Source organism: Photobacterium phosphoreum, from assembly GCF_002954725.1.
GTDB lineage: Bacteria > Pseudomonadota > Gammaproteobacteria > Enterobacterales > Vibrionaceae > Photobacterium > Photobacterium phosphoreum.
This window is the reverse complement of sequence record NZ_MSCQ01000001.1, coordinates 507,454-529,800: the sequence shown is the minus strand read 5'-3', so window position 1 is coordinate 529,800 and position 22,347 is coordinate 507,454. Positions and strand designations below refer to the sequence as shown.

The following is a 22,347-nucleotide window of genomic DNA, read 5'->3' as shown; positions in this document are numbered from 1 at the left end:
AGCGTAATTGATATCGTTCTGTTTGCAAAATTGCGGTATTGAAATACCACTATTTTGCTGCTGGTTAACGATGGCTGTCCAATATTGATGTTTTTCGAATTGTGTCATAGTTCCTCCTTTTAATCGGAAAACTATGACAAAAGCAGGCTGTAATTAGAATGTGTGGTTAATTAGACGCTTACATTTAATCAGCGTATTGAATATATATTCAACTCGAAACCGATAATTAAATCGAAAACAGAATTCGCCAAGATAACGAGGAATATGTTTTTCTCTAATTGCGTGATATGTTCCTTTTATCGAATTTTTAACGTTACCAATCATGGTGTCGACCCAATAAAATGCAGCTTTATATTGATGAAGTTCTTTACCATTTTTTGGTAATGAACCATGAATAATATCGGCTGCTACCAGACCATTAAAACAGGGTAAACCATCTGATATAACTAATGTTTTTTCTTTTAAATGCTTCTTTGCCCAATCTGTAATTTCTTGTTTTTTAAAACAAGAAACAACACTTAGCCGCATATAAATAGGATGACCTTCTTCATTCAAAGAGATCGCTGATACGAAGGGTGTTTTACCTTCTGCACCACGCCCTCGCTTTCCTTTTTGTTTACCTCCAATATATGCATCATCCAATTGCACGATATTGCCTAACTTTCGATTATCATCATGCTCTTTCATTACTTGCATGAGCTTATGTTTTATTCTCCATGCTGCATTGTAAGAAACCCCTAATTTACGCTTTAGTTCTAATGCTGAAATACTATTTTTATCTTGAGTTATGAGATAAATAGCTAAAAACCAGGTAGTTAACGGTAATTTTGAATGAGAAAATAAAGTACCGGCCGTCAATGACGTCTGATGGTGACACTTATTGCATTGATATAATGACCGTGATTTAAGTTCACAATAGCTTTTAGAAGCACAGTTAGGGCAAACGTAACCATTTTTCCATCGAATATTAAATAAACGTTCCCTACATTGTACTTCTGTCCCGTACATTTGCATAAATTCGGGTATAGAGAAGTCTTTCTGAAATTGGATTAAGTTCTTAGGCATAACGTCACTCCTATACTTCAATATCTTGAAGTATAGGAGATAATTTAACAGTAGCTGTTAAATAGTGGTAATCAGGTTTTAATATACAATTGTAATTTACTATTTTTTACATAAATTATTTATGAACATGTATTATTACAATAAATATAATACCGAAATTTTATTTATCATAAAAAGTACAGTCAACTACAATAGTTTATGATTTTCGGTGATTAATATCATATTAATACTGATGGCTATTCTATATGAATCCATAGCTTAAAATTGAATTTCATCTATTTCCAAGTATTTGATAAAGCTCAACGGTTGATTTAACATTAAGTTTATTAAGCACTCTTTTTTTGTATGTACTTATCGTTTTTTCATTTAAATCAAGCTCTCTTGCAATATATTTATTTGTTAAACCAGCAATAAGAAGTTTAGTTACTAGCTTTTCTTGTTTTGATAATGAGTCATATTCAGAATATAATTCTGATTTATTCTTTTGTATTTTGTAAATAATATTTTTCACATCCTCTTGTAATGTTCCCGACTTCCTTATTTTTATAATATTATTTTTATCATTTATGAAATATTCTTCATCCTTATCAATAAATAACAGCAATGAAACATTATTATTATTTAGTTTTTTTTCCAAATTAATCTCATTTAACTTATCAATTGATAATATATCAGATATTATATAATTTATTGGATAATCACGTAAAATATAGTTAATAGAGTCTGTATTCGATGCAATAATAATTGAATCGTCTTTTAGTTCTTTAGATAATAACTTTTCTAAGGCTAACATACTTAAAGAGTTATCAATAAATATTAATATTTTTGTACTTTTGTAAATTAAAGGTTGATTTTTCTTCGTTTCTATAAATAGATTATATAACTCTTTCAAATCATGTATAGGAAGAGGTTTTCCTGTATAATACCCTTGACAGACATCTAGACCTAATTCACGTAAATACTCCCAAGTTTCTTTATCTTCAATACCTTCTGCAACACAGTTAATTCCCAATGATTGAGCTAAAAACAATAATAATTTAGTCATCTGTTGGCGTTTATAATCATAACATATTCCTGAAATAAATTTTTTATCAATTTTAATTTCAGAAACTGGAAGATTAATTAATTGCTCAAGTGAAGCATAACCAGTACCGAAGTCATCAATAGATAATTTTATATCATTTATCTCTAACCGAGCTAAGTTAGCAAGCAACTTTGGAGTTCTTCGATATGCTTGTTCTTCAGTTAGTTCAAGCGTAACGTTTGAACATTGAAAGTTATTTTTTCTACAAGTATTTAAAATAAAATCACAGATATCTTCTTGAAGTATATTTTTGGTTATATTAACAGATAATTTAACATTACACCCGAGTGTTCCCAATGCCGATGTTGCCTTTTCTAATACAAGATGAAACAAATGTGACATTAAACCCATTTTCTCTATTATCGGTAAAAAAAATTTAGGTTCTATATCTCCATAAATTGGATGCCTTATGCGAGCGAGTGCTTCCACTGCTAATAAATCACCATTTCTGAAATCAAATTGTGGTTGATATAGCAAAAATATCCAATTTTCACTAAAAGCTTTAATAACATCACTATTTGAAAGTTTTTTCTCTTCCTTTACAACATTGATTTGATTTTTTTTCTTATCTACTCCACATAATAGTTTTTTTAATGAATCTACATCAAATGGTTTGTAGAGAATGGAAACAAATTTATAGTTTAATTCAATACACATATCATAAATAAGCTGAGATATATTTTCACTACCCGAATTCATAATGATTACGTTCTGGGTTTCTTTGTTACGAACAAACTTCAACAATATAGTTACAACATCAGCACTTTCTGCATTACAAAAAATGAAGTCAAAACTATTTGCCTGTAACTCTTTTATAATAAAAGTCGTATCATTAAGAATAGTAAGGTCGATAATATTTAGCTCAAATAAGATGTTTTTCAATTTATCCGATTGAACCTTATCATTTTCAATAATCAGTATCTTCATAGTTAATTTAATTTCTTCTTTTTTCATTGACTTAATTTCAAATTATTAACAATTTTTACTATTATTAATTAATTATAGCTTTATTTGGCTCTTAAGATGATTCTATATATATCCAATTTGTTATCAAGAAGTTTGTTGTAAGAATTTTCCTGTTTATCAACAAAAATCTCAGTTTATTGCACTTTAATACAGTACAAAATTTAATGCACATTAATAAAAATTCTTTTTATGTACAATCTATTGGTCGCGATCGTAATAATTTTATTTTTTGATTAAAAATCAATGATTTAATCACGATATCATTTCAAAAACAACAACCATCAATATATTAAATATTAAATATTTAGTGTTGAAGTCATCCAAATAAATTCATTATTAAGTATTGTTTATTTTATCTTCCAGTTTATACAACACCTTTAAAATACAATAACTAACAAAATAGCCACAAAAGTTAAGTGGACTCGTTACATCTTTTGTTAACTTTTCGTTTAATCTTTGTAGGAATTATCTGTATTTGTTTATGGGGCTATCGTTGATACTATAGTTACGAAATTTAGCTTTACATACGTTTTTAAACAACTTACTTGGCAGTTCTTTCATACAGTACAAGTAACATATTTATTACAGTGAGTGAGGATTCAATCCTATGCTAATGAAATGGGCGTTATTACAAAAAAACATGGATAAAACACGTAAAGAATTAGTTAAAGCCGTTAAAGAAAACAATAAAGGAAAAATAAATGAGTTACTTTATTTGTATGACGAATATTTGCTTGAGTTTGAAAGTTTGTAGTTAACTAATAGAAGTTAATCTTTATTTTCATGGCCATAAATATACATCTTTATGTTTCATCAACATAGAGAACAAGGGTTTGTTTTTGAAAAAATTAATATTGTTATTTATCCCAATGGTAGCATTCGCATCATCAAAAACAGCATTTAAAAGTCAAACATATATTAATGGAAATGTAGTTGGTTCAGCATGTTCGGTAGTGGTTGATAGTGGTGCTTCTCGCCATGGACTTATTGAATTCGGAACTTACGACAAAAATAAATCAAATCATCGAGGACCTAAAAGCCAACCTTTTACCATTAAGCTTTATGAAAAAAAGGCAAGTGTACCAGGATGTAGTGTATTTTTAGCTGGTAATAACTCTGTGACATTTACTTTTGGAGATAAATCGTTTAGGCAGTTAGATAAACGTGGTGTTATTACAAAAGGTGCTGGGGATAATATTCGTATTTCTATTTCATCTACAGATATTGGGGTAGTAAATAATCGTAATCCAATAACAGTGAATAATAACCAGTTAACATATCCAAACCAATTTGCAGCAAAAGGTGTACTTGGCTTTATGGCAACAGCTAACGGATTGGATAATGCTGAAGTGGGCGACTATTTTGGATCGTTATCGTTAGTGGTGACATACCAATGATGAGTAGTTATTCACTTTTTACTGTAAGTATTCTCTTGGCTTGCTATAGCTCAATATTAGAAGCTGATGAATTAAATCTCAGTTTTTTGCAAGGAGGGGCAAAAGTTGATAGTACCTATTGGAACAGTTTAAATAACAAATACACACCTGGACGCTATTTAGTAGATTTAGTACTGAATGATAAAGATTTTGGGAAACGTATTATCACCGTTACGAGTGAAGATAAAGACAGCCTATGTTTAAGTAACGAGTGGTTACATGATGCTGGAATTGCTATTGAACCACAATTCTATGCCAAAGTGTTTAGCGCAAAACGTCAGTGTTATATATTGGGAAATGAACCTAATAGCCGTGTTGATTTTGATTTTTCAACACAAAATATTCATTTTTCTCTGCCGCAAAAAGGGTTATTACGTAAATCAGCGATTCGTTCTGATTGGGATTATGGCATCACAGCCATTCGTCTTAATTATAATACCAATGCAAGTGTTAATAAATTGGGAGTTGATGTTTATGGTGCAACAGACATTAAGGCAAACATGGGAAAGTGGTTAGCAACAACATCCATGAATGTCAGCCAAACAGATATTCATGTACCCATGGTTAGTACTACTCGTGCTTTACAAAAACTAAATGCTGATTTGACGTTAGGAAAAACATTCATAAGTAATTCATTAGCAGGTAGTGCAAGCCTATTAGGTGTAAGTTTAACCAGTAACAATGCTATGTTGCCAAATAAGCAAGGATACACGCCTATATTCTCAGGCATCGCACGAACGAATGCACGCATAACCTTGGTTCAAAATGGTAGTACTGTATATTCAGAAATTGTACCTCCGGGACCGTTTGAAATTAAAAATGCTAACTTATTGAGTAGTGGTGATGTCACCATGATAGTGACAGAATCAGATGGTTCCGTTTCAGAACAGTTATTTCCGTTAACAATCGTACCAAGTATGTTAAGCCCAGATGAATATGAGTACGGGATATTTGCAGGATTAAGAGAAGATGAAGGGAGGGAAAAACTTGATGGTATTTTTACAGCATTATCTTATGGATATGGATTTGAAAAATATACGTTAAAGTCAAGTACATTACTACATGGAAAATATACTAATGTGGGTCTTGGAGGGGTACGAGGTTTCGGTGAATTGGGGGCTATTTCTGCTCAAGGAGCTTATTCTTATGGTAAATATAATAATGGTAGAAAACGAAGTGGCGCAAAAATTTTATTAACATACGCTAAAACATTCAGTAGATATACAAGCTTTCAAGTAGCTAGCTCTCATACTTTAGAAAATTATACTGAATTTTCCGACTTTATGCCATGGCAACAGCAAAACGAACAACATAGGAAGCAAAAAAATCAATATGAACTGAGCCTCACTCATAGGCTGTCTGACAATATTGATATTGGTTTATCAGGTTGGCGTCGACAGTATTGGGAAGATAATGAGACGAATATAGGCTTTAATAGCAATCTATCAGCCCGATTCGAACAGTTTAATCTAAACTTGGGGAGTACTTATTCGAAAACAGGTAATAATAAAGGATATGGGATATCATTATCGATGTCGGTACCTTTTGATGTATTTAGTCGTAAATATAATTCTTATGCTAGCGTAAATATTACCGATGATGGAAGTATGAGTATGAATAGCGGTATTTCATCAACACTAACTGACAATATTGATTATTCTGCTAGTGTTGGATTGTCACACCCTAATAGTGACTCTACATATTCTTTGCAATCAACTTATAGAGGTGATCGTATACTCCTGAATGCTCAACTATCTAAATCAGGGGAAAATATAATGGGCTCAGCTTCTGTTTCAGGGTCTGCCATTATATTACCAACAAAAGATGATGTTATTTTTACGCGAAATACAACTGATACTATAGCAATTGCTAATGTGGAAGATACGGAAGGTGTAAAGTTTATGTCCTCTCCTTATTCAACAAATAGTAAAGGAAATGCAATTATACCTATCAGTGGTTACAACATTAATAATATTACATTAGATGGTTCAACTTTGCCTGGAAATAAAGAGTTATTAAAAACTAATGCAACGGTGGTCCCTACGAGTGGTGCTGTTGTTTATATGCCTTTTAGCTCAATAACAGTTAAACGTTATCTATTACAAATAAAAGATAAAAATGGACAATTTGTTCCAAATGGAACATGGGCGAGCTCAGCAACAGGATTGCCTCTTGGGTTTATTTCCCAATATGGTGTGTTGTTTATTAGTAGTATAGATAAACCTACTAGTGTTCTCTTAGGTAGTTGTGAAATTTTGGGTTCAGTAATTAAAGATACGCATGAATTACAAGAGGTGGTATGTGGAAATTAAAAAAATATTATTAGCAGTCTTTCTTCCTTTAATAGTCTCTAATAGTGCTAATGCAGCTTTGGCTTTGGATGTGACACGTTATATTTATAATGGTAATACATCTTTTATTTCAGCAATAGCAAATAACGAATCAGATAAAATGTACGGTGGACAGGTATGGATCGACAATATTACTGAAAGTGATACACGTCCTACGTTTGTTACAACACCATCATTTTTCAAAATTAATGGTAAAGGACGGCAAGTGTTTCGTATTATGAAAATGTCGGATCATATGCCAAAAGACAAGGAGTCGATCTATTGGTTAAATTTACAAGAAATTCCGCCTGCTAATAAAGGAAATGGACTATCAATGGCTATTCGCACACGAGTTAAGTTAATTTACCGTCCAGAAGCTATTATTGAAGGTCGTTCTGGTGCTGAAAAAAACATAACTATTCAGCATTTACCTGGACAACAATGGCTAGTAAATAGCACACCTTATATATTTACTATTAGTGACGTTTTTGATAATGAAAATAAATCTTTAATTTTCAATAATATGGATAAAGATAATTTATCAATGTTTAGGCCTGGAGATAAAGTAAATATAACGGGAAAGATCGTTAAATCCGTAAGTGCATTAAATGATTATGGTAGTTTAGAAACATATGTATTAAATAACCAAGTTAAGTAACTATATAAATAAAACTGTATTTTACAATACCTGTAGAATCAAATATAAGTCACCTCCAACAATTTAAAATTAAACTAACTTAATTGTTATTTTATTTTTTACTTTAATGTTAAATAGGTATCATTATGAATAATAACATGGTTTTTTTTTCTACATTTTTGTTATTGATCATTTTAAGTCTAATCCATAGGGGAACAGCTTTTTCACAACCTATTATTAATCAAAATTCTATTTTGTTAGGTACAGTTAATGGTGATGTGATAAATAATCAATATATCTCTATTACTAAAGTATTAAGTCATACTACTTTAGTATCGGTTAAACAATCAGACTTAAATACTGAAGTAAAATCATTAATAATTAAAAATGCCGTATTAAATAAAAACCATAATGGGGATATTTCTATTGTTATAACTCAACCTACAGTTAAAGGCGATATTAATATAGAAGTTGCATTAGAGTTATTTTTGGATGGACGTCATGTCAATATAACAGGCGATCAAATTGGTAGTACCATTAGAGTAATCATACCTAAAAAATTTAATTGGATGGAACTTAAAATAGTAAATCCATTAAAAATTCACATTCCATTATATTATCGTGGTGATTTGAATTTTGTATTAGATATTGAAGGAGGTGAACTCTAATAAATCTTATAAAAAGATAATTTTATTATTAAAGGTAATATAACAATAGAGTATATTCTTTATCTTCCTCATACTTAATTGTATGTATTAAATCATGTAATTCAAACTATAAATACACTATCGTTTCATATATGTGTTTGTATATTTTAATACGCTTGGAACGATCTTGTATATTAATAAATGGATATTAAAAATGAATAAGACACTCTTGGCTGCATCAGTTTTATCAACATTATTAATGGCAGGTTCTGCTAATGCAGCAATGTTAAAAAGTACAAGTGGTAATTTCTCTGGGCAGCTAGATTTTAGCGGTACAATTACTGATACGACACCTATCTGGATGTGGGAAATTCCAGAAGAAACAAAATCCTCAGCAACAGGGTGGATCGTAGATGTAAGGGATGGCGTTGTCGCTGATTCCAATACAACATGGACATTCCCAAGTAAACCAGCACTTAATTTAATTCAGGGCTTTATGAAATCTCCGATTTCTGAGGGTGGGATTGGTGTCACACCACTGATTAAAGTTGGGCCTATTGATAGTGCCACCACTTTAGATGGAACCTTACAAACTATTAAATTAGTTGCTAACGGTAAGGATATATCAGACGGTGATGTTGCAGCTGGAGAAATGTCGCTTAAAGTAAAAGGGTTTCTAGGTGGTGTATATAGCAGTGGGCAGAAATTTGGCGCAGTAGAAGCTCAAACGGTTGTTGCAAATCAGGTTAATTTTTCAACTAACTATCCGACGCTAGTTGAAGGTAGCGGGTCTTTTTCAGAGGCGGAAACAGAATTTACTAAAGTAGTAAATAAAAATCTATCTGGTGGCTATTTAGTAAAAATCAGCGATTACAGCTTGACTTTTCCTAAGGGTTCAATTCCATCCACATGGAGTACTATCTTACCCGTTACAGTTACAATGAAATAAATTGTTTATAATATTAAATTTGAGGGAACAAAAAATGAAAAAAACATTGCTGATTGCAACGACTTTGACACCATTATTTTTGATGAGCATGGCAAATGCTGCACTAACTGAAGCCCCTATCGGTAGTGGCGGAAGTGGTTCATTGACAATAAGTGGTTCTTTTGTCGATACAACACCGCTCTGGGGTTGGGAGATTCCGGCAGAGACAATTGCTGCTGCTCAGGATTGGACGATAGATAAAGCTGAGGGAATAGCGATTAACAGTAATACTATATTCAATTTCTCGAGCAAAGGAACATTATATATTCTTGATGGTAAGACCCAAAAAGTCGTAGATGGCAAAAAATCGATTATTCCACGAATTGCTGTCGGAGGTACACCCATACCTGAGGGTGCACCATTCGGTGTTCAGATAAATGCGTTAGGCAAGAATGGAGAAAATGGAGTTCTTACGCTCAATGTATTTAAAGCATCAGCAATGGCATTTAAAGTGCCAGGAAATGAAACAGCCAATCTTGTATACTTAGATACTTCATTAGAAATCAAACAAAGAATCAAAGCAGCCATGATAGCACAAACCATAGTTTTAGGTGATATAACTACAACTGAAGGGGCAGTTTCCTCAGATTTTATTGAATCTATTCAATCAGCTACAGCACCTGAGTCATCTGTTATCTCTTGGTTGGCTAGCGTAACATCAGTTTCAGTGAATAATATTAAACTCACGTTTCCTTCAGCTTCTATTCCATCGAGTTGGACAGCATCTTTACCAATAACTGTAACGATAAGTTAAAAGTAATTTAAACTTGTATATCAATAGGTTGCCTATTAGTCGATAGGCAATCTATATCTTTTAGATTATTATCCGTATTCTTTTTAGTAAAAAAACCTCATCTAAATAAACAGATTAGTAAATAAGATAACTACTTCACTTTTAAGCTATTCCTTCCAATAAAAATCAATAATTTACAATGCAAACTCAACTTTAAAAAAATGTTTGTTGTTATTTTAAAGATAAATATGGTCAAACTGTATGATTTCAACCTAAAATAACATGTTTTTTATTTTTATATTTTTTGAGTAACGGTTTTATATTTTTAGATTCAGACAGTATTCAGAAAAAACATATAAAATACTGTTTATATAAAACCCTTGGCAAGGCTAAACCAATGACAGCAAATGCAACTAAGTATTTGATTGGAAATCGTTTTATTTTCGATCCTAATGATAACAGCTTAATAGATAAATGTGATAATAATGAATTAACTCGACTTGGTAGCAATGAAAGTCGAGCTTTAAGTTTGCTCATTGAAGATCCTAGCCTAATTATTACTCGCCAACGAATTCATGATTATGTATGGCGCGAACAAGGTTTCGAAGTTGATGATTCAAGCCTTACACAAGCGATTTCAACCTTGCGTAAAGCCTTAAAAGACTCAACTAAATCACCAGAGTTTGTTAAAACTGTCCCTAAACGTGGCTATCAAATGATTGCCAGTGTGGAAGGTTACATCTGTCAAAAACCACCGGTAGAATCCAATATCGATATCAATGAGCCCGCGATTCTTTCTACGCCGCCTGAATTTGAACCGATACTCTCTTCGCCGCGCAAAGAATCGCAGCTTAACCTTTCGACGCCAGTCTATTTTCAACACGCAAAATCATCCACTGAGAGTAAATCAACCTTAATTTCGTGGAAAGGTTGGCTCGCACTGATCATTGCTTTTATATTACCGATTATTGTTAACATCAGCATGCCTCCCAAATCTGCGGCGTTTACTCCTTTATTTGATGTTGACGGGGTGAAAATTTATACACCCAAGAATAACCCTGATATAAAACAATGGCATAGTATGATAAAAACCTGTGCTCACAATTATATTCAATACCACAAGAACCCGGATCAAAAACCGTTTGAAATTATTGTCACTGGTGGTCAAAACAACCAGCTGTATTTAAATTACTTACATAATAGTAAGATGCCAGCAGAAAACGTAACCGTACGTTTACTCACTAGTGATAAGGATAATTCGAACTTATGTCGCTAACCGCCTCAACCTCATTAACGCGTCTATTACGTCAATGCTGGCCACTGCTGATTCTGATAAGTTCTATTATCGTTTGCTCATGGGTCTATTTTTCAACGGATTACAAGCAACAACAATTATTGATGTCACGTGAATGGCAAAGTACTACTATTAGTCAGATAGAGTCGTTACCACAAGATTCACTGCAACAGCTACGCAAAGTAAAACAAAATAGTAATATGGTATTTTTACCAAACCATACTTATTCACGCATCACTATTCTTGAGCTACACAGTGATCAGCCACAACCACTAACGATTCATATTTCCGAATCCGGTCGTTGGGATGTCAGTGGCGGTTATTTGTTAACTGAACCACTAGAATTTAAAGATATCACTTCGGGTTCAAACCATGATTTTGATAGTAAACAACTCAATATTATTAAAGATATCTTTAGAATGAACGCTCAAGAAAGTCGCCGCATTGATGTCATCAATGAACATACCTTGCTGCTAACTAGCCTGACTCATGGTTCAAAAGTATTGTTCTCAACCAAATAACACTGTTTATTGATGAGTAATAACTAAATAACAACCAATAAAAAACCGCGCTCAAAGAACGCGGTTTTTTTTATCGCAATCATAACCATAGTTACAATCGCTGCCGTCCAGCAAGAGAATGCGACAACGTGGTGCCATCGACTAATTCTAACTCGCCACCAACGGGTACACCGTGAGCAATTCTACTCGCAGGTACATCATATTCATGACAAAGTTCAGCAATATAATGGGCTGTAGCCTCACCCTCAACCGTTGGGTTGGTGGCTAAAATTAATTCATTAATTACTTCTTTTTGCAAACGAAACTCTAGTGTATCAAGACCAATATCAGCCGGACCAATACCATCAAGTGGTGATAAATGGCCCATTAAAACAAAGTAACGCCCTGAAAATTGCCCCGTCGCCTCTACCGCTACAATATCTGCAGGACTTTCGACCACACAAATAATGCCATTTTCTTTACGACGAGGATTATCACAAATAGCGCAAATATCATCTTCCGTAAATGTACGGCAATCACGACAATGACCAATTTCAGTCATGGCTTGATTTAACGCGTCAGCGAGCTGTAAGCCACCCTGACGATTTCGTTGTAGCAAATTAAAAGCCATACGCTGAGCTGACTTAGGACCAACGCCAGGCAGACAACGTAAGGCTTCCATCAAATGCTCAAGTAAATGACTGGTTCGCATTGATTAGAAAGGCATCTTAAAGCCAGCGGGTAAATTCATACCACCGGTAACGCCTGCCATTTTCTCTTTTTGTGTTTCTTCGATACGACGTGCAGCATCATTGAATGCCGCTGCAATCAAATCTTCAAGCATGTCTTTATCATCTTCCATTAAGCTTTCATCGATTTCAACACGACGTACGCTATGGCTACCAGTAATCGTTACTTTAACAAGGCCAGCACCAGATTCACCAGTAACTTCCATGCTTGCAACTTCTTCTTGCATCTTTTGCATGCGCTCTTGCATTTGCTGCGCTTGCTTCATCATGTTGCCCATACCGCCTTTACCAAACATACTCTTCTCTCTCTATCGGGTCTGGTTAAAAATCTCTAAACGGGTCTAATACTGTCATCATCCAGTTGTGCAGCAAAACGCTGACAAATGAAGTTAACATTAGGATCGTTCGCTAAACTTTCTCGCGCTTGTAGCACTTTTTGTTGATACAAACTTTCGCGTAATTCCAAGGGTGTCTGCCCTTGTTCGCCTAAAACAATCGATAACTGTACTTGTGTGTGCAATACATCATTTAAGGCGCTATTTAATTGTGCCGTCGCTCGCTCAGCCTGAAGATGTTTCTGCGCTGATCGTAAATACAATGTAATGTGATCATCTTTACGTTCAAAAGCAGAATTCAATGCTAATTGTTGAATTAACTTTGGCACATCAAGCTGAGTCACTAACTGCGCCCAACTATCCTGATTTGCCGCTTCATTGACAAGTAATTTCGCCATCTCTGGCGTTTTTTCATGCTCTAAAGCGCGCTTCAATACCCGTGGTGTTAACTCAGGTTTAACCACCGTTTCTGCGGCTGGCTTTGCCATTGGCTTCCAGCGATATTCATCATCTTCAGCTACATGACTGGAAGCTGTCGACGCCGGCATCGCATTGGCTTTCATTGATGGCATTGCCGTTTGCTTATTCGCAATCCGATCCATCACTGAGGTTGCGACTTTTTTAGCTGGCGCCGTTAGGGGCTTTTTTGGCAATGTCGCTGCTGTTTGCCCTTCTTGACCACGTTTGGTTTGGCTACGTAACTGATTACGCGCAGCTAACAACCCAGATGCCGCTGATGGTCGTGTTGGAGCAACAGTCGTTTGTGGTTGCGCTGGCGGCGGTGTTAATGGCGCAGGCTGCAATGCGGGTTCAGGTTGTACCGATGATTGTGTTGATTGCAATGACGGTACTACCGGAACAGATTGCGGCTCAGACATAGGCATCGAAGCCGGCATCGAAACCGCAGGTGGTGTTCGCTGCGGTTCTGAGGTTGGCATCGCTGCTAACGGTACGTTATTTGTTACTGGCGTTTGCATTTGTGCTTTTAATGCTTGTACGCGTGATACACCACTCTCTGGTGTATTAGCAGGTGCCGCTAACGATGTCGGCTGACTGCTTGGCACAATAATAGCTTGTGGTGTAATACTACCGCCACTCACAGGGCGGAAAGCAAGCATTCGCAATAACACCATTTCTAAGCCGGTACGACCATCAGGTGCAAACGAAAGATCTTGACGACCTTGTAAGCAAATCTGATAACACAATTGTACGTCTTGGGGTGTCATTAATTGACTGAGTAAATTAATTCGCTCGGCATCAGGCAAGCTATCATCTAAACTTGCAGGCAGCGCTTGATACATTGCAACACGGTGTAATTGTGCTGACAGTTCACGTAATAAACTGTCCCATTCAATACCAATCGATGCTAACTGCTGCAAACTGGCCATGGCCGTATTAGCATCAGCAGTTGCTACAGCTTCAAGTAAACACAACGCTTGATCGGTATCTAATGTACCTAACATTGCTGCGACAGTTTCAGTACTGACATTACCATTGCCCAATGCAATCGCTTGATCGGTCAAACTCAATGCATCACGCATACTGCCCTCAGCGGCACGCGCTAATAATGCTAACGCGCGCGCTTCATAAACAACTTTTTCTTCTGTTAATACTTTATCTAATTGTGAATGAATTTGCTGATGATCGAGATGTTTTAAATGAAACTGTAAGCAACGCGATAAAATCGTTACGGGCAGTTTTTGAGGATCTGTCGTCGCCAAAATAAATTTTACATATTCAGGCGGCTCTTCTAACGTTTTTAATAACGCATTAAAACTGTGACGCGAAAGCATGTGCACTTCATCAATCAGATAAACTTTGAAGCGCCCGCGTGCAGGTTTGTATTGCACGTTATCCAATAATTCACGTGTATCTTCAACTTTAGTGCGTGATGCAGCATCAATTTCTAGCAGATCAACAAAACGCCCTTCATCGATTTCACGGCAAGTTGTACATTTACCACACGGTGTAGACGTGATGCCTTGCTCACAATTTAGCCCTTTCGCAAAAATACGTGCAATTGTAGTTTTACCTACCCCACGTGTACCGCTAAAAAGATAAGCATGGTGAAGCCGATTTTGTTCTAAGGCATTACCTAACGCCGTTAACACATGCGATTGTCCAACCACATCTGCAAACTGATAGGGACGCCATTTCCGGGCCAGAACCTGATAACTCATTTATAAATAACCTTAATCAATCTGGACTGTATCTGGTGTAACGAAACTCGCCACTCTTTCTTTTATTCTCGCCATCATAGCAATAATGATAGTAACCGATATCAACCATTATAAAACAAAGAAAATAAACGAAATAGTCATAAGATGTGTAAAACATTGAACTCAGTATCAATGCTAGCATAGTGCCCTTTAGTGAGCGAGAGGGCGCTAGAGTAAGCGCCCAATGATTAGCCAACTATCACCTTAATATACAAGAGATAATAAGATGGTGTGGCTAATAACAAATTAGTGACCAGGGAAATCACAAATAGAATAAACGTTAAGCCCCAAACCTTGTAGGCGGGCTTCACCACCAATATCAGGTAAATTAATCACAAACGCTGCATCAGCAACATCACCGCCTAAACGACGCACTAAGTTAGTGGTTGCTTCAATGGTACCACCCGTCGCCAATAAATCATCGACAAGTAACACTTTATCACCAGCAACAATCGCATCTTTATGAATTTCTAACGTATCTTTGCCATACTCAAGTTCATAACTTTCAGCAATCACTTCACGCGGTAATTTACCCGGTTTACGTACAGGAACAAATGCGACCCCAAGTGCTAATGCTAATGGTGCGCCAAACAAGAAACCGCGAGCTTCTGTACCAATGATCTTAGTGATGCCTTGATCTTGATATTTTTCAGCCAAAATAGCGATAGTGGCACGATACGCTTCTGGCACTTCCATTAGGCTAGTGACATCACGAAAAAGAATACCAGGCTTAGGATAATCTTGAATTGATTTAATGCTGTTAGTAATTAGATCTAATGTTTCTTGGTTCATCATTCTTTCCGTACTTACTCTTACTACAAACAGAGTAATCTCAAGTTAAAGCCTGCAGATTGCAGACGAAAGCATAAAAATAAAGCCGTTAACAACAGCTGTATTTTTATGTGATAAGTACGCATTTTATGGGTTTTCGTCAGCTTCGGCAACTGACGCTGAATCAGATTGGAGTTCGACCACTGGCAAGCGATTAAAACAGTATAACAAAACCGCCATACCAATAAGCAACATTGCTTTATGCCACCACAAAGGCACCATCACAATTGAGAAGGTAAAACTGAGCACTATCATTATTATTCCACGTCGCTTCACAACTGCTGTGACAGCGCCATGTTGATGCCAATTCACTAAAATTGGCCCAAGTTGTGGGTGTTGATGTAACCATTGATTTAACCTCGGTGAGCCCCGCATAAAACATGCACTCGCCAATAATAAAAATGGCGTCGTTGGCAATAAGGGTAAAAAAATCCCCACTACACCCAAAACGACAGCAAGCCAACCAATAACGACTAAAAGATAGCGTATTATACGACTTTTCACCGCGACTTCTTTATTCAAGGTTTAGCACCTCAAGCAATACATTTAACAACCTACCTACCTTTTCTATTGCGCAACTCGACGCTTGTAACAACAATTCATTTCAATTGTTAAGATCTATTATTATCCATTGATGGGCGCTATATCGCAGCAAAAAGTAACCAATATTTATTAAATTCGTTTAAAGAATTGATTCAAATCACAACAGCATATTGAATCTCGATTAGACTAATAACACTTAGAGGTACTGCATTAGATTTTTATTTAGCCGCAGTATAACAACACTCAATCAAAGCACGGCTAATTATATTACCTCGCTGGCTTTCCTATTGAATATCATCACTATGGCTATGACCGATATGAATTATAAAAATTTTCAGTATCCGCTAGAGACTGAATACTTATCCCTAGCAGAACAATTAAAAAATGAAATGTTAATCAATCACTTAAATAACAATACCACGGCTGTCAATAATACTGATCTTAATGATCTTATCGTAATGGCTAAATCGTCTTTTATTCCTAATCTTTTTGATATGGCCATCCGATTAGAAAAAGTCGACGCCGCTGTATGCTCATTTAAATTGGGTATGTATGGCTTATGCGCAGATTGTGAAGAAGAAATTGAATATAGCGATCTTGAACAAGATCCGGCTCAACCTCGCTGTAAGGCATGTCGTGAGCATAGCCGTTATCACCATGATTAATTATCGCTATAGCCAATATTAATAGATAAAAGGCAACCTTGGTTGCCTTTTACTTTTTAACTACAAAACCATTACATTAATAATAAAAACGTTTATTAACCAACTTAATTAAAGTCTTTTTCTGCCATCCAGATTTTAAACGCTTTTTTATCGTTATTTGAGGCTTTGGTATACCACATTTTTAATTGTGTTAATGCATCGCCTGTAATTTCGACTTTGCCGGTTTTGTCATCGACATTCACCGCAACTTGTTGTAAATCTACTGCGTTACCTTTTTCAATCACAATACCGTTAGTACTATTATAAGCAGCAACCAGTGATTCTATGTCACGGTAGGCAGCAAAACCTTCCCCTTGCAGTTCAACACCGTCTAATGGTTGTACAGCACCACCATTAATAATTAATTGCCACTGAGCACCACGTTCAAAAAAGGCTTTTGCTTGTGATTCAGTTGTTAAACGTGGCAGAGTAATTTCAGCATCTTTTTTAGTTAAATCAATCTCAAACAAATAAGGACGAGTAGTATAAATAGTTGATTTCGAGCCACGCTTAACTTCACCATCAAACCGTACCACTACTTGATGTTTACCTTCAGATAATTCAACACTATCGACTGTGTTCCAACCTTGAGCTTTGACCTCTTTACCATCAACGGCTAATAACTGAATTTTATCTGCTACTGATAACGTTGCGGCATGCGTACTCACTGAAAATAACGCGACTAATAACCATAATTTATTGTTCATCATTGATCCTTAATATGTCTAATATATTTCTAATTTTTATTGGCTGATCATTGTTATCACTACTGCTTAATTCGCGTGATAACAATAATTACCCACATAATTGGAAAATAGCAAAAAGCCGCCAATAAAGGCGGCCTTATCAATCATTACGTTATGGCTTGATTAGAATTTAACTTCTAGACCAGCAACGTAACCGAAATCTTCTAAAGTATCTTTCTTATCGTCAGCGTAACCAAGTTCAACATATGCACGTACATTGCTGTGTAATTGTTGAGTTACGTTTGCGTATACGTTGTTGATTACGTTACCGTGAGCAATTTTATCTTCGCCACGAACATAGCCAAGCGCCATTGTTGTTTTGTCGATAGTGTATGAACCGTTGATTTCATACAGATCAATCTTCTTATCGGTTACTTTAGTACCAGCATCTTTGTATTCAACTTGGCCAAAAGATGCTGCTAGGTTGATAGCACCCATCGCATATTGTGCTTCTAGGTTATAACCACGAATATTTTCGCCAGCTTTACCAGGAATAATGATTGGTGTACCGTCAGCTAGCTCGCCATTTTCAACTAAACCTTTAAGGCCAATACGCTTACCGTCATAACCGTATGCACGAATATCTAGACCGCCAGTACGGAAACCAACACGACCATCAGTGATTGTTGTGCTGTGATTAGTATCCATTTCATGAGAAACAGCAGTGTAGAAAGTACCGTTATCGTAAACGTACTTAGCAACACGGTCGCCTTCAGTTTGTGCAAAATCAATTTGACCTGCACCTAGCTCGTAGTCTTTACCGATGCCTGAATCATCAGAAACTAGAAGTTGACGACCAAAAGTTAGTGTACCGAAGTCACCAGAAAAACCAGCCCATAGCTCGTAGTTCTGTAGATCACGGCTTTCATATTTGAATGCAGTACCAGAAACAACGTTTAGGTTCTCAGACACAGCAACCGTTGCGTTAAGTGCTAGATCACCATCATCTAAACGAATAGTTGAATCGCCGTGCTTTTCAAAATCATCATAAAGTTGTACTTCAACCGCACCAGAAAGATCAACTTTAACGCCATTTGCATCATAAAGGTTGATGCCAGCATTTGCAGAACCAGCTGCAGTTAAAACGGCTAACGCTAATAGAGATTTTTTCATGATATGTCCACTGCCTTTCTTATTGTTGTAAATCTCAATCCTGAGATTCCCTGTCCTTATATTCCCTTCGAGATGCGCCTTGTTAAAAAACAAAACACTAAAATATCAAGGGGAAGTAATCTATGGCTCACATCCTGACAGAAGTTCAATATTTTTGTCAAATAACCTAAATTAAATATAAAAAAACATAAAACACATCACAAAAACAATAAGTTAGATAAGAATAGTTAGATATTAATCACAATAAATTAAGTAAAAAAATGCAATTAACATTAGATTAACAGATGTAAATAACTGTGTATTGCATTATCAATCAACCTAAAAACACCTATAAATCAGAATAAAAAACCACTTCTTATCATCATTTGCAAAATTTTAGTTTGCATAAAGACAACCCTTACAAAGCAAATGTAACCAAAGTAAAAAACCGTGAGCTACCCGTCATTTTCAAATATAAATAGCGAAAATTTTGTTACCGCTCACATTTAGCGCTTCATGCTATAATGCATTTCCCCGGTCCTTATGAAGTTTCAACCATGCTGCACAACACCATAAAAAGCGATATCAAACAGTGCTACACCAACCTTGGTCATCAACTGGATAACTTTATTCCACGCCGCGCGCAAAATTATTTAGTCGCAGAAATAGCCAAAACACTTGCGGGTGAATACCACAAAAAAAATCGTATTCTTGTGGCAGAGGCGGGAACGGGGATCGGTAAATCGCTTGCCTATTTAATAGGCGGGATCCCTTTTGCACTGTTCAATAATAAAAAACTATTGATTTCTACCGCGACGGTGGCACTTCAAGAACAGTTAATCACCAAAGATTTACCTTTGTTTAATCAAATTTTTCCGCGGGAATTTAGCTTTATTCTGGCTAAAGGTCGTCAACGCTATTGCTGTAACCACAAATTAGAAGCCAGTTGTTCAACTGACAGTGAGTTACAGCTGGGTATGTGGGAAGAGAAACCAAAAAAATCTGACCTCGATTTACTCAAGCGCATGTTAAAAGCCACAGAACAAAACAAATGGGATGGTGATCGCGACAGTTGGCCCACTACTGTTCCTGATAAAGTGTGGCAACAAATCATGGCAGATAAACACAGCTGTCATGCTGGCATGCCAAAACATCGTAGCTGTCCATTTGCTAAAGCGCGTGAACACCTAGATAAAGCAGATGTGATTGTGGCCAACCATGCGTTATTAATGGCTGACATTGAATTAGGCGGCGGGGTAATTTTACCTGAACCTGAACAAACTATTTATGTGATTGATGAAGCGCATCATTTACCACAAGTTGCACGTGACTTTTCATCAGCAGCTTCAAGCCTAAAAGGGGCGGCAACCTGGCTTGAAAAGCTCAATCAGATTGTGTCTAAGTTTGCGGAATTAGCCGACTATCAAAAAGCCAATCGGTTCCAAAATGCCATTCAAGACAGTATTCAGCACTTAGTACCGACCTTAAATCAAATTGCCAATAATATTGATTCAGGCAAATTCAATAAAGATGGTATCTATCGCTTTGAGCATGGTGAATTACCACAATGGCTTGAAGAAGAAGCCAAAGGCTGTAAAGAAGCCAGTAAGAAAGCGTTACAATCACTCGGTAAAATTCAAGATCTTATCTCTGAGCGCACCAAAGAAAACATCATTATTCCACGCTTAGGTGAGCAAGCACTTACTGAAATCGGTTTTTACCTACAACGTATTGAAAATTTAGAGAAAGTTTGGTCATTGATGGCACAACCAAACCATAAAAAAGGGGCTCCACTTGCACGCTGGATAGAAAAAAGTCCTGAACGTGAGAATGATTACATTATTGAAGTGTCACCATTAGAAGTGGGCTATCGTCTCGATCAATTGCTATGGAGTCGCGCAGCAGGGGCTATTTTAGTTTCTGCAACATTACGCGCATTAAATAAATTCACCTTCTTTTGTCGTCAATCGGGGATCTCAGAGTCTGAAACCGAAGGTACACGCTTTCTTGCACTGGCATCACCGTTTGATTACCAAAATAATGCTCGTTTAGTGATCCCAGCCTTAAAACTAGAGCCACAAGCAGAGCAATTTACTGACTTACTGATCGAAGTATTACCTGAATATCTTGAAGGTGAAACTGCGAGTCTAGTACTATTTTCGTCTTATTGGCAGATGAACAAAGTGGCAGAGGCACTGCGCCCTCTGGCAAAGAAAAATAAATGGCAATTACTGGTTCAAGGTGAAGAATCACGTAATGAAACCCTAAAAAAACATAAAGACAATTGTAAAAACGGTCTGCCAAGTATTTTATTTGGTACTGGCAGTTTTTCAGAGGGACTTGATTTACCCGGTGATTTATTAACAAATCTAATTATCACCAAAATTCCATTTGCAGTGCCAACATCACCCGTTGAAGAAGCGCATGCAGAATATATTGAAAGCCGTGGCGGAAATCCTTTCTTACAAATTTCTGTTCCTGAAGCCAGCAAAAAACTGATTCAATCGGTTGGTCGTCTGCTGCGTAAAGAACGTGATTCTGGTAGAGTGGTCATTTTAGATCGTCGTATTATCAATCGTCGTTATGGAAAGGCACTGCTGGATTCTTTGCCTCCTTTTAAACGCGTCATTGAATACAACTAATCATCTTAACCATAATAAAAAGCATTGAAATGATTGATATGATAGAGCCAAGTAGCTTATTGATACTTGGTCTTGTTGCATTAGCCGCAGGCTTTATTGATGCAGTAGCAGGCGGTGGTGGTATGCTTACCGTCCCCGCATTGCTCTCCCTTGGCCTTCCGCCTCACATTGCGCTTGGAACTAACAAACTCGCCGCCAGTTTTGCTTCATCAACAGCCGCATGGACCTATTATAAGAAACAATTATTTAAGCCTCAGTTTTGGCGAGCATCTTTTATTGCGACCTTTATCGGGGCAATTATTGGCACCCTTATCGTTAACCTCATTAGCGGAGCTTGGTTAGAAAAAGCCCTGCCTCTGGTGATTTTTGCTGTTGCAATCTATAGCTTATGGCATCCTCATCCCAATCCAGATCAAACCCAACTTCCTGCGGTAACGAAAACCTTCAAATATAAACAGTGGCTACAAGGTTGCAGCTTAGGATTTTATGATGGTTTGGCAGGCCCTGGTACAGGCGCATTTTGGACGGTCTCAAGTTTAGTGCTGTATCGATTAGACATGCTACGCGCTTGTGGCTTAGCCAAAGCGATGAATTTCACCAGCAATATTACTTCGTTAATCACTTTTATTATTTTAGGCCATGTGAATATTGCATTAGGCTTAACAATGGGAGGATGTTTAATGGTAGGTGCTTATCTAGGGGCACATTCAGCCATCCATTTCGGTGCTAAATTTATTCGTCCCGTTTTTATTACCGTGGTCTTTATTCTTGCAGCTAAGTTGGCTTGGCAAGCTTGGTTTTAATAA

Annotated in this window: 22 protein-coding genes; 12 read left to right on the top strand and 10 right to left on the bottom strand. The window is 36.3% G+C overall.

Features of this window, described 5'->3' with window-relative positions; genetic code table 11:
- The 3 genes from tnpA to BTO21_RS02285 all read right to left on the bottom strand — a co-directional run.
- Window positions 1–108 (bottom strand): IS66 family insertion sequence element accessory protein TnpA (tnpA, locus tag BTO21_RS20395; RefSeq protein WP_420874931.1); only part of this gene is annotated, 108 nt, incomplete at its 3' end.
- A gap of 45 nt (window positions 109–153) precedes the next feature.
- Window positions 154–1,065 carry an IS1595 family transposase gene (locus BTO21_RS02290; protein ID WP_105026675.1) on the bottom strand — a complete coding sequence of 304 codons (912 nt, stop codon included), beginning with the start codon at window positions 1,063–1,065 and terminating at the stop codon, window positions 154–156.
- Between the two features lie 271 nt (window positions 1,066–1,336).
- Window positions 1,337–3,103, bottom strand: a complete 1,767-nt coding sequence (locus BTO21_RS02285) for an EAL domain-containing protein (protein ID WP_045027128.1) — start codon at window positions 3,101–3,103, stop codon at window positions 1,337–1,339.
- 619 nt (window positions 3,104–3,722) lie between these two features.
- Here BTO21_RS02285 and BTO21_RS20020 point away from each other — a divergent pair.
- The 9 genes from BTO21_RS20020 to BTO21_RS02245 all read left to right on the top strand — a co-directional run bounded on the left by BTO21_RS20020 (window position 3,723) and on the right by BTO21_RS02245 (window position 11,701).
- Entirely contained in the window at window positions 3,723–3,869 is a 147-nt protein-coding gene (locus BTO21_RS20020; protein ID WP_170064494.1) for a hypothetical protein, read from the top strand.
- A gap of 85 nt (window positions 3,870–3,954) precedes the next feature.
- Window positions 3,955–4,512, top strand: coding sequence for a fimbrial protein (locus tag BTO21_RS02280; RefSeq protein ID WP_045027126.1), 558 nt, complete (start codon window positions 3,955–3,957; stop codon window positions 4,510–4,512).
- Window positions 4,509–6,863 (top strand): PefC/AfrB family outer membrane usher protein, encoded by a 2,355-nt coding sequence (gene pefC, locus BTO21_RS02275; RefSeq protein ID WP_045027125.1) that lies wholly within the window; start codon window positions 4,509–4,511, stop codon window positions 6,861–6,863. Before BTO21_RS02280 ends, pefC begins: the two co-directional genes overlap by 4 nt.
- Entirely contained in the window at window positions 6,853–7,539 is a 687-nt protein-coding gene (locus BTO21_RS02270) for a fimbria/pilus periplasmic chaperone (RefSeq protein WP_170064493.1), read from the top strand. Before pefC ends, BTO21_RS02270 begins: the two co-directional genes overlap by 11 nt.
- 125 nt (window positions 7,540–7,664) lie before the next feature.
- Window positions 7,665–8,186, top strand: coding sequence for a DUF5462 family protein (locus tag BTO21_RS02265; RefSeq protein ID WP_045027122.1), 522 nt, complete (start codon window positions 7,665–7,667; stop codon window positions 8,184–8,186).
- Between the two features lie 193 nt (window positions 8,187–8,379).
- Window positions 8,380–9,114 (top strand): F4 family fimbrial subunit, encoded by a 735-nt coding sequence (locus BTO21_RS02260; protein WP_045027120.1) that lies wholly within the window; start codon window positions 8,380–8,382, stop codon window positions 9,112–9,114.
- A 34-nt stretch (window positions 9,115–9,148) separates the two neighbouring features.
- Window positions 9,149–9,907, top strand: coding sequence for a F4 family fimbrial subunit (locus BTO21_RS02255; RefSeq protein ID WP_045027118.1), 759 nt, complete (start codon window positions 9,149–9,151; stop codon window positions 9,905–9,907).
- A 376-nt stretch (window positions 9,908–10,283) separates the two neighbouring features.
- The gene (locus BTO21_RS02250) at window positions 10,284–11,162 is read left to right on the top strand and encodes a winged helix-turn-helix domain-containing protein (protein ID WP_045027117.1); all 879 of its coding nucleotides are present in this window, start codon (window positions 10,284–10,286) and stop codon (window positions 11,160–11,162) included.
- Complete coding sequence (locus BTO21_RS02245) at window positions 11,153–11,701, top strand: regulatory protein ToxS (RefSeq protein WP_045027115.1); 549 nt, start codon at window positions 11,153–11,155, stop codon at window positions 11,699–11,701. Before BTO21_RS02250 ends, BTO21_RS02245 begins: the two co-directional genes overlap by 10 nt.
- 91 nt (window positions 11,702–11,792) lie before the next feature.
- On the opposite strand, the gene recR is transcribed toward BTO21_RS02245, so the two are convergent.
- The 5 genes from recR to BTO21_RS02220 form a co-directional block, all read right to left on the bottom strand.
- A complete protein-coding gene (gene recR / locus BTO21_RS02240; RefSeq protein ID WP_045027113.1) occupies window positions 11,793–12,392 on the bottom strand; it encodes a recombination mediator RecR in 600 nt (199 codons plus the stop codon).
- A gap of 3 nt (window positions 12,393–12,395) precedes the next feature.
- Window positions 12,396–12,725 carry a YbaB/EbfC family nucleoid-associated protein gene (locus BTO21_RS02235; protein ID WP_045027111.1) on the bottom strand — a complete coding sequence of 110 codons (330 nt, stop codon included), beginning with the start codon at window positions 12,723–12,725 and terminating at the stop codon, window positions 12,396–12,398.
- A gap of 35 nt (window positions 12,726–12,760) precedes the next feature.
- Complete coding sequence (dnaX, locus tag BTO21_RS02230; protein ID WP_045027109.1) at window positions 12,761–14,944, bottom strand: DNA polymerase III subunit gamma/tau; 2,184 nt, start codon at window positions 14,942–14,944, stop codon at window positions 12,761–12,763.
- A gap of 285 nt (window positions 14,945–15,229) precedes the next feature.
- Window positions 15,230–15,775, bottom strand: coding sequence for an adenine phosphoribosyltransferase (apt, locus tag BTO21_RS02225; protein WP_045027108.1), 546 nt, complete (start codon window positions 15,773–15,775; stop codon window positions 15,230–15,232).
- 126 nt (window positions 15,776–15,901) lie between these two features.
- Window positions 15,902–16,336, bottom strand: a complete 435-nt coding sequence (locus tag BTO21_RS02220; protein ID WP_045027106.1) for a YbaN family protein — start codon at window positions 16,334–16,336, stop codon at window positions 15,902–15,904.
- A 338-nt stretch (window positions 16,337–16,674) separates the two neighbouring features.
- Here BTO21_RS02220 and BTO21_RS02215 point away from each other — a divergent pair, with 338 nt between their 5' ends.
- Window positions 16,675–17,022, top strand: a complete 348-nt coding sequence (locus BTO21_RS02215; RefSeq protein ID WP_045027156.1) for a TraR/DksA C4-type zinc finger protein — start codon at window positions 16,675–16,677, stop codon at window positions 17,020–17,022.
- A gap of 104 nt (window positions 17,023–17,126) precedes the next feature.
- On the opposite strand, the gene BTO21_RS02210 is transcribed toward BTO21_RS02215, so the two are convergent.
- Together BTO21_RS02210 and BTO21_RS02205 are read right to left on the bottom strand one after the other, a co-directional pair.
- Entirely contained in the window at window positions 17,127–17,768 is a 642-nt protein-coding gene (locus BTO21_RS02210) for a YccT family protein (protein ID WP_045027104.1), read from the bottom strand.
- Between the two features lie 162 nt (window positions 17,769–17,930).
- Window positions 17,931–18,920 carry a porin gene (locus tag BTO21_RS02205; RefSeq protein WP_045027103.1) on the bottom strand — a complete coding sequence of 330 codons (990 nt, stop codon included), beginning with the start codon at window positions 18,918–18,920 and terminating at the stop codon, window positions 17,931–17,933.
- 536 nt (window positions 18,921–19,456) lie between these two features.
- On the opposite strand from BTO21_RS02205, the gene dinG reads away from it, so the two are divergent.
- Window positions 19,457–21,541 (top strand): ATP-dependent DNA helicase DinG, encoded by a 2,085-nt coding sequence (gene dinG / locus BTO21_RS02200; protein ID WP_045027101.1) that lies wholly within the window; start codon window positions 19,457–19,459, stop codon window positions 21,539–21,541.
- A 29-nt stretch (window positions 21,542–21,570) separates the two neighbouring features.
- Window positions 21,571–22,344 carry a sulfite exporter TauE/SafE family protein gene (locus BTO21_RS02195; RefSeq protein ID WP_045027100.1) on the top strand — a complete coding sequence of 258 codons (774 nt, stop codon included), beginning with the start codon at window positions 21,571–21,573 and terminating at the stop codon, window positions 22,342–22,344.
- The last annotated feature ends 3 nt before the right edge of the window (window positions 22,345–22,347 follow it).